This is a genomic window from Clostridium sp. AM34-9AC (genome assembly GCF_003480225.1).
Lineage (GTDB): Bacteria > Bacillota > Clostridia > Lachnospirales > Lachnospiraceae > Acetatifactor > Acetatifactor acetigignens.
Genome location: NZ_QUIU01000043.1, coordinates 1 through 13435 on the forward strand (window position 1 = coordinate 1; position 13435 = coordinate 13435).

At 45.6% G+C, this 13435-nt stretch carries 15 protein-coding genes and 3 pseudogenes; 1 reads left to right on the forward strand and 17 read right to left on the reverse strand.

From position 1 onward, the window contains the following. The 7 genes from DW835_RS17025 to DW835_RS17065 form a co-directional block, all read right to left on the reverse strand. The coding region (locus tag DW835_RS17025) for a hypothetical protein (RefSeq protein ID WP_347559403.1) at nucleotides 1-191 on the reverse strand (191 nt) is incomplete at its 3' end. 361 nt (nucleotides 192-552) lie between these two features. After that, the gene (locus DW835_RS17035) at nucleotides 553-1386 is read right to left on the reverse strand and encodes a hypothetical protein (protein ID WP_055068427.1); all 834 of its coding nucleotides are present in this window, start codon (nucleotides 1384-1386) and stop codon (nucleotides 553-555) included. Nucleotides 1387-1592: 206 nt separating this feature from the next. Then, a complete protein-coding gene (locus DW835_RS18130; RefSeq protein WP_181968633.1) occupies nucleotides 1593-1766 on the reverse strand; it encodes a hypothetical protein in 174 nt (57 codons plus the stop codon). A gap of 81 nt (nucleotides 1767-1847) precedes the next feature. Beyond that, nucleotides 1848-2534, reverse strand: a complete 687-nt coding sequence (locus tag DW835_RS17045) for an H-NS histone family protein (RefSeq protein WP_118352010.1) — start codon at nucleotides 2532-2534, stop codon at nucleotides 1848-1850. Nucleotides 2535-2839: 305 nt separating this feature from the next. Then, nucleotides 2840-3214 carry a hypothetical protein gene (locus tag DW835_RS17055; protein ID WP_243037232.1) on the reverse strand — a complete coding sequence of 125 codons (375 nt, stop codon included), beginning with the start codon at nucleotides 3212-3214 and terminating at the stop codon, nucleotides 2840-2842. A gap of 72 nt (nucleotides 3215-3286) precedes the next feature. Beyond that, nucleotides 3287-4033 (reverse strand): hypothetical protein, encoded by a 747-nt coding sequence (locus tag DW835_RS17060; RefSeq protein ID WP_118731481.1) that lies wholly within the window; start codon nucleotides 4031-4033, stop codon nucleotides 3287-3289. 234 nt (nucleotides 4034-4267) lie between these two features. After that, entirely contained in the window at nucleotides 4268-4786 is a 519-nt protein-coding gene (locus DW835_RS17065; RefSeq protein ID WP_069432379.1) for a nitroreductase family protein, read from the reverse strand. A gap of 161 nt (nucleotides 4787-4947) precedes the next feature. Here DW835_RS17065 and DW835_RS17070 point away from each other — a divergent pair. Then, nucleotides 4948-5193: pseudogene (locus tag DW835_RS17070) on the forward strand (helix-turn-helix domain-containing protein); the annotation flags it as partial. A gap of 15 nt (nucleotides 5194-5208) precedes the next feature. Here DW835_RS17070 and DW835_RS17075 read toward each other — a convergent pair. The 10 genes and pseudogenes from DW835_RS17075 to DW835_RS17120 form a co-directional block, all read right to left on the reverse strand. Continuing rightward, a complete protein-coding gene (locus DW835_RS17075) occupies nucleotides 5209-5409 on the reverse strand; it encodes a transposon-encoded TnpW family protein (RefSeq protein WP_022473970.1) in 201 nt (66 codons plus the stop codon). A 122-nt stretch (nucleotides 5410-5531) separates the two neighbouring features. Further along, complete coding sequence (locus tag DW835_RS17080) at nucleotides 5532-7409, reverse strand: AAA family ATPase (RefSeq protein ID WP_117568904.1); 1878 nt, start codon at nucleotides 7407-7409, stop codon at nucleotides 5532-5534. A gap of 16 nt (nucleotides 7410-7425) precedes the next feature. Beyond that, nucleotides 7426-8940, reverse strand: coding sequence for a MobQ family relaxase (gene mobQ / locus DW835_RS17085; protein WP_117465448.1), 1515 nt, complete (start codon nucleotides 8938-8940; stop codon nucleotides 7426-7428). Nucleotides 8941-9171: 231 nt separating this feature from the next. Continuing rightward, entirely contained in the window at nucleotides 9172-9468 is a 297-nt protein-coding gene (locus DW835_RS17090) for a DUF3847 domain-containing protein (RefSeq protein WP_117465423.1), read from the reverse strand. A gap of 82 nt (nucleotides 9469-9550) precedes the next feature. Then, on the reverse strand, nucleotides 9551-10381 hold the full coding sequence (locus DW835_RS18540; RefSeq protein WP_227194785.1) for a hypothetical protein: 831 nt from the start codon (nucleotides 10379-10381) through the stop codon (nucleotides 9551-9553). 105 nt (nucleotides 10382-10486) lie between these two features. After that, the gene (locus tag DW835_RS17100) at nucleotides 10487-10783 is read right to left on the reverse strand and encodes a hypothetical protein (protein WP_117465424.1); all 297 of its coding nucleotides are present in this window, start codon (nucleotides 10781-10783) and stop codon (nucleotides 10487-10489) included. Nucleotides 10784-10953: 170 nt separating this feature from the next. Next, nucleotides 10954-11280, reverse strand: coding sequence for a TnpV protein (locus DW835_RS17105; RefSeq protein WP_117465425.1), 327 nt, complete (start codon nucleotides 11278-11280; stop codon nucleotides 10954-10956). Then, nucleotides 11277-12401, reverse strand: a complete 1125-nt coding sequence (locus DW835_RS17110; RefSeq protein WP_279221290.1) for a DUF4368 domain-containing protein — start codon at nucleotides 12399-12401, stop codon at nucleotides 11277-11279. The genes DW835_RS17105 and DW835_RS17110 overlap by 4 nt, the downstream gene beginning before the upstream one ends. Before the next feature lie 75 nt (nucleotides 12402-12476). After that, a pseudogene (locus DW835_RS17115) lies at nucleotides 12477-13244 on the reverse strand (CD0415/CD1112 family protein); the annotation flags it as partial. Between the two features lie 58 nt (nucleotides 13245-13302). Beyond that, nucleotides 13303-13383, reverse strand: a pseudogene (locus DW835_RS17120) (Maff2 family protein); the annotation flags it as partial. Between the last annotated feature and the right edge of the window lie 52 nt (nucleotides 13384-13435).

A 13435-nucleotide genomic window follows, 5' to 3' on the forward strand; every position in this document is an offset into this window, starting at 1 on the left:
CTGCTGGTTTCGTCCTTGATCAGAAAATCCAGATCCAGAAACGTACTTCCCTTCTTCTTGTCCGAAACCTCATAAGTGGTATGCTGTCTGCGATAAGTGTCATTGCTGCCAAGTGTACAGGAATCTTCCTGAAGTGTCATATTTTTCTTCAGTTTTCCTTCAAAAAATGCCACTGTTTCCTTTCCAGACATGAAAAAAATCGGTTTTTGACGAAATGCTGCCCCATATGTAGAACCAGTATTGTTTATTTCCATTTCTATTTTCTTCTCCCCAATGATCTATTACAGTTCTGGCACTTACATACGCAGAAGCAAGTACATGAACAAGAAGCATATGCCATAAATGTTCCTTTTTCAGTCTTTGTTTTCTTCCCTAATTTCATATGGAACTCCTCCTATCTCAATATCATTTTTGCATCATGCATAAAATTATTCTCCTATTTTGGATGCCAACACTGTATAAAATTCTTTTTCCTGTTGCAGATATGCTGTCCTTTCCTCTGTCATTCGGAATCTATTCACTCTCCATAACGGTCCAAGTGATCTATTACTTTTATGACCATCTATACCAAGTTCCGCTATTCAAAAGCTGTGACATACTTTCTTCATATCTTTTCACTGCTTTCTGCTGAATGGAACTAGGCACCACATAATCGTTACCAACTTCACTTATTTTCCCATTTACCAGTTCGCAATGTGTCCCGTTTATCACAAATTCTCTGCTTGTATCCACTCCCTGTGACGCAAGAAAATCTAAAATATAATCGGTGTATGTATCTGTCATACTTGAAAAATACTGCTGATCCGCAAAATGTATCAGGGAGCTCAGACCACCTATCATCATATTGCATCTTTCATCATCTGCCTTGCTTCCGTTTCCATAGCCCTCGCCCCAGACAAAATCTTCCTGTACCGTCATGCTGTATCCATTTCCAAGATTAAATCTGCTTCCAACCCCAATCGTGATACTGTTTGTACTGGGATCATATGGTTTGTACCCTCTGGTTTTAAATGGCTGCTGTACGGTTCCAAAGGTTTGAATCTCGGATGGGAGATATGACATACCCGTAATTGCCGTAAACGCTTTCTGCCCATTCACATAAAAGGAAGTATGGGTTGCACTGTCTATATCCGCTGTAATCTCGACTTTCTCATCATTGGCAAAAGGATTCTGTCCGGTCATTCCGGTTCCATATGCAAACAGCATTCTTGTAAACTGATATCTTGTATGCTCATCAAAATGATTCAGTGTCTCTGTATCTTCTCCCTTTACATCTCCATTGCAAAAATCAACAAATTCATTTTTGCTGCCATCTTTTGTAGATAATTTACCTGTCTTTGTGTTATAAATGAAATTATAGGAACTTCCAACTTTCGTTATACTCATAAAATTGTTCTCCTTTCTGCATAGGAGTCAGTAATATGCTCTGACTCCTACATGAAATACTTTTTAAAAATCTAATTCATTACCCGGATATGGCTCCATAATACACTTAAACTTTCCATTTTTTGAAATGCTTTCAACTTTCACCGAATCCTCAAATGTGACTGTCATCTGTGTATCGTAAGTTTTCCATTCAAACTGCGACCAGCTTACACCGTTACCGGTATGCTCATAAGCCTTGATTGCATCGTTATATTGCTTTTTTTATCGGATAAAATAACTTGTTCTCCCAGCCCCATATCATCACACTCGTTTACAACCCCAAAGTCATTTTCCTTGCGCTCCATAAATCCTATGATTGAAAAAATCAATCCTAAAACCATATGATTCTTCTGTCAATCAGAACCAATCTGCTTTCTCCTATCGGAGTCCAAGCATACACACTCTTGCAATATAACGTATCATCAGCTCCGAGCCTGTGCTTTCTGTATATTATCTGACCAATACTTATTGCTGAAAAAATTCCCATTTCTAGGCAAATTTCTGAACATATCCATAAGAATATCATATGACAAGCCTGATGTGTCCACAAACATCTCTTTCCCATCTTTCGATTTAACTGCAATTCCGTTATCACCCACATACGCTACTGTATTGTCATCTAATTTCTGTATTAATCCCGTCATTTCCCCAAATTTCTTTAGAGGGAACTCCCCGGATTCTTCACAAAGTTTTCGGAACTTTTCTGCATCCTCACCTACCATATACGGATATTTTCCGTCTCTAATATACCATGAAATTCCCGTTTCTGAATCCGTGTATTTAGGATCCGTTAATGCCCATTCTTTCAAAGGAACCCCCTGGTACCATGCTGTCATTTTTTCACTGGAATCATTGCTTATTTCTGGTTCTTCATTTTGAATTTCTTTCTCAGCAATTTCATCCTGCTCCTGTTTATCTACTCTATATGACGCGTTATATTTTAATGCCTCATAGATTTCTTGAACATTTGCATATTTGTTAACTGCTGCACCATCCGGTACCTCTAATACTTCCTTTTGTTGAAAATCCTGTGATTGATTATATTTTGAACCAGATTTTCTTCCTGCATAAATATTGTTATTTACAGCGGTATTTACCATATTTACCATATTTATAATCCCTCCATTCTTTACTGCGTTATATTCATTCCAGTAAATGGAATAAAATTTTTCTTGGAAATTCTGCCGGAGTCATTTCATATTTCCAGCCGATACTGGTATTCAGCAATACATTAACACCCCGACTCTGAATTTGAACACCATAACCATCTAATGTTAAAATAGTTAAATTTAATGTTCCGCCTTTTGTCAGTGCAATCTGCTTGTCTGCAAGATTCTGATTTTTTCTCTGTCTGTTCCAAAAAATATTATATTTCTAAAATACAGAATATCATTGTCTGTTCATACTATTAGTTTCATACTTGTATATATATCTTTATTCCTTTCAAAATTTTCGTCCATGTACTTATGTCTGCACAATCATTTTCTGCCGCTAAACATTTTCTGGCAGTAGCATAACAGGAACCCGACATATCAATTTTCCATGCTTTACTAGAATCACCGTCATACGGAATATATGTAATTCCATTCGGAGTCAAAAATGTAAAACCATCTTTTTCACGTTTCAGATTTCCTGATATCTCAAGTAAAGCATATAATTCTGCCGTAGACCGCTGTGAACTTACCGGATATTTTTGAAATTCATCAGCTAATTTATTCAGCGTCTCTATATCTTTATCGGATGTTATGATTACCGAAACTCCTTGTGCCTCATTTCCCTTTATCGACAAATAATTTAACCCTGTCTTTGGATTCTCCTTTCCATAATTATTACATAAAAGTATAAATGAATTTATTTATACTCAAATGTTCCAGCTTTTACTTTCTTGCATTCCCAGCAAGTAATCTTGAACATACTTCTGGTCAACTACATTCTGTGCAAGAGCCTTCTGATCGAGTAATTGTCGCTGTGCCTTTTGGTCAATACTCTTTTCCAGTGTCATCTTCTGCATGAGTTCCCGCTTTTGGCGTTCACTTGCCACATACTCTCTGTCCCTCTTGCGCTGTGCAGCTCTACGGTCAGCATAGGTGCGATCTGAATGATAAAATGAACCTTCTGCCTTCTTATCAGCCAAATCCTTTTTAGCGGCTTTGGTTGCTGCACTATCATCATGGTAAACATTTGCCCCGTAGCAAGTTGCTCCAGCTCCTGTAATTGTTGTTGTAACATGGACACCAAATGGAACCCCATGAGAAGCTCTTGCATCTGCACGAAGCCAATCCATAATTTCTTTGCGATAGGCGGGATCTTCCTTCATTCTTTTGAATCCATCTTCTGTGATATGTACAGAATTGGACAAAATAGCCGAGGAGTTCATTTTATCAATTTCAGCCAGTTCCTCATAGATTTCCTGCTTGAACGCTGCCATCTCATCAACTTCGGAGACTTCTTTTGTCGCCGCTGTCTTATCTGTTTGGCTTGTTGCCTGTGCGCTTGTGTTCTGTACCATCTGAGAAAAATCCTGCATTTTCACTGTGCCTGCTTTTTGCTTCATACCAGAAGAACGATATGCCAACATTGCGGCACTGGAATATCCACTAATCTGCATAGCTATAACCTCCTTTATATCAATATTTTCTTCCCTGCATTTTCTATATCGTCATGTTGATATTATTACTTTACTATCCTGCACACTCTCTGGGAGTGACTGTATCTATCAAAAAAGAAGCCAGCAGTTTATTCACACACTACTGACTTCCTATATTATTCATTTTATTTACTTCGCTGTGTCTCAGACAAGTTTTCCATCTTTAAACACAATCTCTTTTATTTCTTAATATGCTTAAAAAGTTTCGTAACAAACAAGGCTTTCAAGCGCTTTTCTATCCTTTGAATGTCTGTCTGGTGATGCCTTTTCTGTGTCAGCATATCCCACCGCAATAATTGCTATTGGTTCAAGGTTACTTGGAATATTAAACTCATTTCTGATAATCTCAGGATCAAAATATGTAAGCCAACAAGAACTAAGTCCTAAATCCTCTGCTTCTAATACTATATGATCCGCAACTATTGTTGCATCAACACTTACCATATCCTTTTTATCAAACGGACGCACAAAAACATCTGAATGATCCCCACATACAATGATAGCCAACGGGGCGCCATGATAATTTACTCCTTTAGACAATTTTTCTTTTGCTTCTTGGCTACTAATTACTAACAGTCTCTGCGACTGAGCATTTGCTGCTGTTGGAGCAATTCTGGCAGCCTCCAGAATTTTGTCCAATTTTTCCTTTTCAATCTCATCAGTTTTATACTTTCTTACAGAACATCTCTGTTTTGCTAAAGATAAAAACTCCATAAAAATATTCCTCACTTTCATTTTTAATACATTTTTGTTGTGCCTGCTCAACAAGTACGCTATAATGCTATCACAGTATTTCTTTTTTACAAGTACGCACTTTTAAGTGCCATACTACCCAAAATGATACTATGGATTCAAATTTCAGGAGGTCGTATATAATGAAACCATGTCAATCTTTCCAATGTCCAGTAGAAGCAACCCTTCAGCTTATAGGTGGTAAATATAAGTCACTTATCCTATGGCATCTCATTGGAAAAACACTTAGATTTAATGAATTAGGAAAGCTCATTAAATCTGCAACTCCCAAAATGCTTACCCAGCAACTTAGAGAATTAGAAAATGACGGATTAATCAACAGGGTCGTTTATCCTGTAGTTCCTCCCAAAACCGAATACTCTGATACGTTTTGTCAAGGGTGTTTAAGAACTTTTTTCGCTGTCATTCAAAATCAGACGCTTGATTTTGTCGCTCATGGTTTCTTTGCTCGTTTCACTGAAATGGATTTTGACGCGGTAGGTGGTCTTTCCGATTTTCTTTATCATTACAGGTGGCGCGGCTTCCTTTACGGTCAGAGGGGAAGCGGTTGCGGGGGTGCTGCGGTTGCTGGTGTCGTTGTTCATAGGCTCTCCTTTCCATGAGAAAAGCCCCATGCGGTCATACATGGGGCGGTGGTTTTGAGGTTGAAGTGGCGAAGTGGCAAAGTGGCAAGGTATCTGGGTTTTGCCACTTGGATTTTGCCGTTTCACTTTTTAAGAGCGTGATACCATGCCGCGCCAATGCGCTTTGAGGTAATGCGCCCGTCAAGGTTTCTCTTTGCCGCCCGGACGGTACGGGCGGATATGCCCGCTTCTGTAGCGGCTTTCTCTATGTCCTCGCTGGCAAGCTCTTTCCCGTCTGCCAGTAAATCCAGTATCAGCCGTTCCGCCTGTTCGGTTTTGGTGGCGGTGTTGCCGCCCGCGCCGGACAGCAGCTCGTCGGCGGTGATGTCGTATTCGCCTATCCATGAAAAGCCCGTTTCCGGGTCAAGGCAAAAGGCAACGGGCTTGCCCTCCGGCGCAAGGGAAGATTTGTCATGGACGATAACGCGCACATTCGGTTCTCGCTTCACGCGCCCGATCAGCAGGACGCTCCTTGCTGCGGCGCGGAAGTCGATAGAACCTAAGCCCCGGTATGCGCTCTGCCCTCCGGCAGCTTTGTTGAGATGTCCGATAAGGATAACGGCGCACCCGGTACGCTCGGCAACATCGGCAAGGCGGCGGAACATGGGGCGCACTTCGTTTGCCCGGTTCATGTCGGTTTTTTCGCCCATGTACGCCTGTATGGGGTCAAGGATAATCAGCCGCGCCCCGTTCTGCGTGATTGCCTTTTCTATGCGCTCATCGGACAGGGTAAGCTCCCGCTTGGCTTCATCAATCACAAGCACCCGGTCAAGGTCTGCGGCGGCTTCTATCAAGCGTGGCTTGACGGTATCGCCCAGCCCGTCCTCGGCGGTCTGGTAAATTACTTGGAATGGCGGCAAGGGCTTCATTCCCGGCAGCGTTCCCCCGGTGGTGCAGGCGGCGGCAAGGCGTAGGGCAAAAGTGGTCTTGCCCTCGCCGGGATTGCCCTGCACAATGGTTACTTTCCCAAAGGGAATATACGGCTCCCATAGCCATTCAACGGTCTGTGTGTCAACCTCGCTCATGCGGATAATCTCAACGGTTTCTTCCTGCGGCGGCTCTTTCAAGCCGTAGATTGCTTCCCGCAAATACTTCCCGTCTGTGATTTCTGCCCGGTGCTGCAATACCTCGTTCCAGTCCTTGAAAAGAGGGATAAGCCGATGGACGGTCAAGCCCTCCGGCACAAGCTCCGCAAAGCGGCTGCAAGCGTCGCTTCCGGCTTGGTCGCTGTCAAGGCAGAGAAAAACGGTCTTGATGTTCGGACGGTCAGAGAGAAAGCGCAACAGGGCTTTTTCTCCCACGCCGCCCAACGCCAGATAGCTTTGCTTCTGCCAGTCCTTTTTGAACAGGCAGAGGAAAGATAAGAGGTCTATCGGGGCTTCAAAGACAAACAACCTTTCGCCCTCGCCACGGTAGCAGAAGTTAAAGGCTTTGTCGCTGCCTTTCACATCAAGCCGAAAACTCCCGGCTGTGCCGCGCTGATGGGCGTATCGCGGTATGCCGCTTTCATCTCTGCCGACGAATACGGCGTTATGGTGGGCGGCTTCCTCGTAAATATCCCCGGTGGAAAAGAAAAAGCCCGTCACATCTTCATCAATGCGGCGGGCTGCTGTGAGGTAGTTCCTCGCTATGCGGTTGTCGGTGCTGCGGGGTGGTAGCCGGAAGTCGGATAGGGGCGCGGGGCTTGGTCTGTCCAGCGGCGGGGCGGCTCCTTTTTCGCCTGTCAGCAGTTCAACGGCTTCGGTGAAGCTCTTGCCGAAAAACTCCATGACAAAATCAATGGGTGCACCGCCCTTGCTCTGGCTGTGCCTGTACCATTTGTTTCCCCGGACGGTCAGGCTGTCGTGCCGCTTCCAGCGGTATTCCTGTCCGGCGCGGGTAAGCTGCTCGCCCTGTGATTGCAGGAAAGAAACAAGGTCGGCTTGGTTGGCGCGGTCTATCTGTTCTTGGGTGTAATACATAAAAGTTCAACTCCTTTCAGCGGTCTATATCATGCCGTTTGGTGCGGCTCTGCGTCTGCTCCGCTTGGTCGGCGCGGAGTGCAATATCCACGCATTTGCGGATTTTTTGAAGCTCTGAAACATTGGTGCGGGTATCTTTCAGTTTGGTATAATCGCTGTCCCTCTGTGTTTTGAGGTCAGCATATTCCTGTTCCCATTCCGCAATAGGCAAGGTCTTTGTTCCTTTCTGCAGATTTGCATGGAGATAGCGACTTGCTGCGTTCCATAGGGTCAGCTCGGCGCGGTGGGCTTCCTCGTACTTGTCGCGCTTGTTTGTCCAGCCGTTTTGCAGCTTTTTCAGTTCATCGTGAATGGGCTTGTACTCTGTGTAGTTCTTCCCGTATTCAATTAGCTTTTGTAGCTTCTTCATGCGTTCCTCGGCGGTTTTCATTCCTGCCCGGATTGAATAGGCTCTATCACTGACAGAGGAAAGGGAAGCGTCAAGCTCATCAAGATTAGAGATACCATGCTCGGAGAGATAGTTGACCGCTGCCGCTATGGTTTTCAGTTCATCGGCTGTGTGCTGTTGTTGCCAACGCTGCGAATACTTCCGGCTCTTTTCTCTCTGAACGCTCAAATACTTCATCAACAGATTTGCAAGGTTGGGAGATTGCGGCGGCGGCTTCGGGGCGGTTTCCCACACTTTGAACAGGTCGGCAATCCATTCTTTGAGCTTGCTAACCTGCGCCCGGATTTCCCGTATAAGGCGGTTTGCTTTTTGGATATTTCGGTTCAGTTCGCCTTTCTCGGTGGCTACACCTTTCTTCTCCATTTGACAGGCGGCTACGCCCATATGGACGGTCGGTATTTCGTCAATGCCGCGCTCGGCGTTGCTGCGGTGGTCGATACGCTCCGGGCTTCCGTTTCTCTCCAAAAAGTCGTTGGTATAGTCAGCCCATGCCTTGCGCCACAAGAGGGTGTTGTCCTTGTCGTTCCAGCCTGTAAGGTCAATTTTGTGCGTCTTGTATCTGCCACTTGGCAAGCGGATACGCTCGCCGTTTTCGTCAAGGTCATATTCCTTTTTGGATTTCGCCGCCCATGCTCCGCGCTCGTCAAGGGGGCGCATGGTAAGCATAATATGACAATGGGGGTTGCCGCTGTTGGTGTCGTGGATAACAAAATCCACACACATTCCTCTGGAAACAAATTGAGAGGAACAGTATTCCCGGACAAGCCGGATCTGTTCCTCTCTGGATAATTCTATGGGGAGTGCTGCGTCAATCTCACGCGCAAGCTGGGCGTTCCCGGCTTTCTCGTAAAGCTCCACGCTGTTCCACAAGGTTGAACGGTCAGCGAATGAGGGCGGTGCGTGGGGCGGCAACATGATTTCTGTATGGACAACGCCGCCTTTGCGAGTGTAGTCATGAGTCATTCCGTCCCATTCGTTTGTCAGCTTTTCGCCGCTTCGGTAGGCGGCTGCGGCAACGGCTGATTTGCCTTTTCCTCGGCTCACAATGCCGATGTTCCAATGGTAAATGGCTATGGGTATCACCTCCCGGATAGGATAATAAAACCCGCAAAAATGGTACAGACGCCAACGGCGGGTGTACTGTTTTTGTGGGTGTGCAGGGATAGCCGCGAAGCGGCGCAAGGGGTGCAGCCCCTTGTTGCGGCAAAGCCGCCATATCGGAGCGCGGGGAAATCTCCCTGTGCGAAGATAAGCCCTCGGCAGAGCGCACACGCCCGTAAGGGTGTATAAGTGCGCCCTTAGTTCCTAAGGGATTTATTCGGCGTTCCTGCTTTCGGCTCGTTTTTTCAGATATTCCCGCGCTGGTTCACTCGTCAAGGCAAGCCTAAGAAGTGCTGCGGCTTCCTCGTCGGTCATGTTCTTTGCTTCCGGCACAATGCTTTCAAAGACCGCGCCCCGGACAATAAGGCGGTGGCTGCGTGTTCTGCGTTCCTCTTTGGATAGCTTCTGACGCAGCATCTTTTCCCGATTTTCAAACTGCCGGATTTTCTTCTTCCCGTCCTCAATCTCGGCAGTCAATTCCTCGCGGGTTTTCTCTCTTGGCTTTGTCATGGGTGGTCGCTCCTTTCTGCCTGTCGGCATAGAAAAAGGACAGTCGATTTTCTCGGCTGCCCTTGTGGGTGGCTATTCAATTTTAGTCTGCTGTTTTCAAATATATAAAATAGCTTGCTGTTCCGCCATAGCCATTTTCAGTATTCCATTCAGCTGTTACTTCATAAATATATCCGCCCAGTTTAAGAGTGAGTACGTTTCCAACAATAGTTACATCTTCGCTGTTTGTAGCAGGCTCTCCCCAATGTTCGTCACTCCAGCACTGCACACTTAAAATTGTATCTGGGTCTTCTGTAAATCTTAATGTAGCTGTTGTTTCTGTTGTTTCAAATGGCGGGGACAACAGATCCTTGCACTCTAACGGGTGTGGGCTATCAGCTATTGTGCTTTCAGCAGTTCCGTCAATATTTGTTTTTTGCCACGAATAAGTTCCTAATACTGCACCGATAGCGGTTTCGTCACTCACAACGCTTAATGTGGGCGGTTCTTCCAAAATTATATTGGCAGTCCCAGAGTTTAGTAATTCATTTGCATAGCTGTTGAGTGCTTCACATGGCTCATATTTTGTCTTATAACCGATACCGTCAATGACAATAAATGGGTTATACGCCATAATATCTGTTTGTGTACCGTCTACCATAGTCAAGGTAAAAACAACGCCTTGTCCATCATACTCTGTGTAAGAATTATCCTCATTATAGACAACAACATCATTCAAATATTCAACTAATTCTTGGATATTTTCAATCTCAATCGTTTTGTCTGGCGGTGTTAATAACACTTTAGCGGAAACAATCTGCGCTGCGTCCAAATCCTTATACGGTTTTTTCCCCTGTTGTGAAAAAAATACGATTACCGCGATACCTACTAAAATGATACAAGCTATTGCAATCATCAATCTCTTTTTTCTCATGGAACAAGCCTCCTGTTCTTCTCTGTTACTTGTATAGACGAAAAAATTGAAAGGAAGTTTCACTATCTATAAATATCATAGCACATGGTTATGAATAAATCCACCTCATTTCAGCCTGTCAGTGGCCTTGTTTTCTCTGGCAGACCGCCGCGCAGCTTCCCGCCGTTCCTCGTTGTATGGGGCGGTCAGACGGAAAGAGAAGCGCCCCTTTGCAATCTCAAACTCCATGCAGCCCGTTTCGGGGTCTGCGTCGGTCTGGCGGCACTGGTCGGGGTACTGTCCGGAGTAGGCGGCAAGCCGCTTCTTTAAGTCGGTGTTGTGGGTGCGGATATGGATAATCGGGTTTTTCTCGTCAAACCAAATATCGGTGGTCTTTTCCTGCTTCGTAAGCCCTGTTCTCATAAACTCTCCTTTCTGCGCCCCTGTTACGCAATAGGGGCATTTTTCGGGTGTTTTTCCCGGCTCTTGACTTGGGGAAAATGAGGATTTTCAAATAGAAACCGCCCCGATGAACCATTCCTCGTCCGGGCAGCTCCTATCGCGTGATTTCCGTTTTTTCCGGCTCTTGACCGTCAAACATAGACTAGCTCAAACTTGGCAATTTCCTCCGCTTGCGCCCTGCAAGCGTTCATCAGTCCCACCCATTTCATGGGGTCGGTAGCTTTGAGTGCTTCGGTAGCTCCCGCGCTCCTTGCAAGCTGCGGCATGATAAGGTCAATCCGGCTCCGGGCGGCTTCGTCAATCTCGGCGCAATGCTCATGCAGCTTCTCATTTGCGACAAGGGCGGTGTAGAGGTCGGGGCGGTACTGTTCAAGGTAGGCTTTCCGCAACCGCCCGTAATGCCCGATATACGGGCGCGGGGCGGCGGGGGTGTTGCCATTGTCAATGAGTATTCTCATGCTATGCGTTCTCCTTTCTCGGTGGAAGCAGCAGGTAATTCAAGAGCTTCCTGCTGTTCTTTCTCCCGTTCCTGTTGCTCTTTCCATTGTCTGCGCTTCTTCTCCATATAGCGGCGGTTATACTCGGCTTTCTTCGCCCTGCGTCGTTCCTGTTCCGCTAATGCTGCCTTTTCTTCCTCTGTTAGTTCAATTTCTTTGCGCGGGATTTCTACCTTGCCGATAAAGTTAAAGAAAATCTCGACTTCCTGTGTACGGCTTGCGCCTTTGCCCTCGGCTTGATGAACAAGGATTTTTTCAACAAACTCATTTATCATTGCGGGGGTGAGTTCGGAAAAATCCGTATATTTTTTGACAAGGGCAAGAAACTTCTCGGCATTGACGGTTTCCCTGCTTATGCGGTCAAGCTCCTGCTGGTCTTGTGTGATACTATCGGTCAAGCCCTCTAACTCGGCTTCAAAATCATGCAACATTTGTTCAAAGAGCTTGTCTGAAAGCCGCCCATTTACATTGTCCTCGTAGAGCTTGCGAATTAAGCGGCTCAATTCGTCGGTGCGCTTTTCGCTGCGCTGTTTCCTCTGTCGGATAGCTTTAGCCGCTTTTGCCTGTCTGTCCTCGGAAGCGGAACAGACTTGCGCCATAAACTCGGCTTCGTTGTTCTGTGCATAGTCGCAAACTTCCTTTATCGCTTCAAGCAGTAATTCATTAACAACGGCAGTACGGATAAGGTGTGTGGTGCAATAATCATCAAAGTGTTGATTGCCTAAATCATAACGGGAACAGTTGTATTCGTCGCGGTCTGGACGTTTCTTTCCAGTTGGTCGCCCTGCCCAATCCCGCGCATTGCCAGCCTTGCCCCTGTGGTTATACATCTTCGCCCCGCAATCAGCACAGAACATCAAGCCTGTTAAGGGATTTGCTGTGCCTATGGTATCTGTCCTACGGATTGTCTTTCGCAAGGTCTGAACGCGCTCCCATGTTTCCTTGTCAATAATTGCTTCCTGCGTATTCTCAAAAATGACTAAATCCTCTTTTGGTGTCATTTTGGAGTGTTTGTCCTTGTAGCTCTCCTTATAAGTCCGAAAGTTTACCGTATACTGGATTGGATTGCCACAGTGAATCATGATCTTATTTACCGGATCGACTACGATACCCACATGGGATGCTCCGGTTGTGTTATAGGTTCCCTGGAAAAAGACCAGATCTGTGCTGAATGCTACTGACTGGATCAGGACTGCATAGATTCCCACACATACCATGATCAAAAATCCCTGAAATCCCAGTGCAAACAGACTTCTCATATAGTTCTGGCCCATCATGCTCTGTTCCCTGTTTCCAAAGGTTGCAAATGGGAGCGGTGCCAGACTGACCATCAGATAGATCTCCACCATACGTCCGTTGATAATCACAAAGATGACTGCCGAAAGTACGTACATGAGAAACTGCACGATAAATGACTGTAGGAATATTGCAAAAAGCGGTCCCAGCTCCATAGCCTCCAGTGTGGACTGCATGGTTGCCAGCGTACTGGCATCTACTGCCGTGCTTCCCTGTATAATGCCTCCTGCCTGCCGCACCACACTCTGCGACACATCAAATACCGCCATTGTGATATCAAATGTGTGTGTGATCAGTTCCACTGCCACGAAAGTCTTAAAGATCCATTTCCAGATGAACCATGTCTCAAAACTTGCCAGATTGTTATAACTGATGATCAGCTGTATCAGCTCATAACACGCAATGAATGTGAGCAGTATTCCGGCAACCGGCATGATCACGGATTCCGACAGGTTCCTGACCATATTAAAGACTGCCGGCATGAAATTACTCGGTGTCTTTCCTACTTCCGTTGCGATCTGTCCCACCTGGTCATTCACAGAGGAAAACGTATTGGTGAGGTTGTCCATGATTCCCGATACAAGAATGCCCTTCAGCCAGTCAGTAATCTGCTGAATTATGCTGTTCAATTATTTCCTCCTTTCCTCCTGGACAGGGATTTTCCCTGCCCCATGATCCAAACCTGATTTAGAATAAGCCGGAAAGTAATGGTACAAGTGTAGTTCCAATAAGGGCTACACCACCGCCTGCCATAAGCTGTTTTATACCCAATTAGGTGTAAAACTCTGCTCGATGGCGGGCGGCGGCGTACAAAAAATCT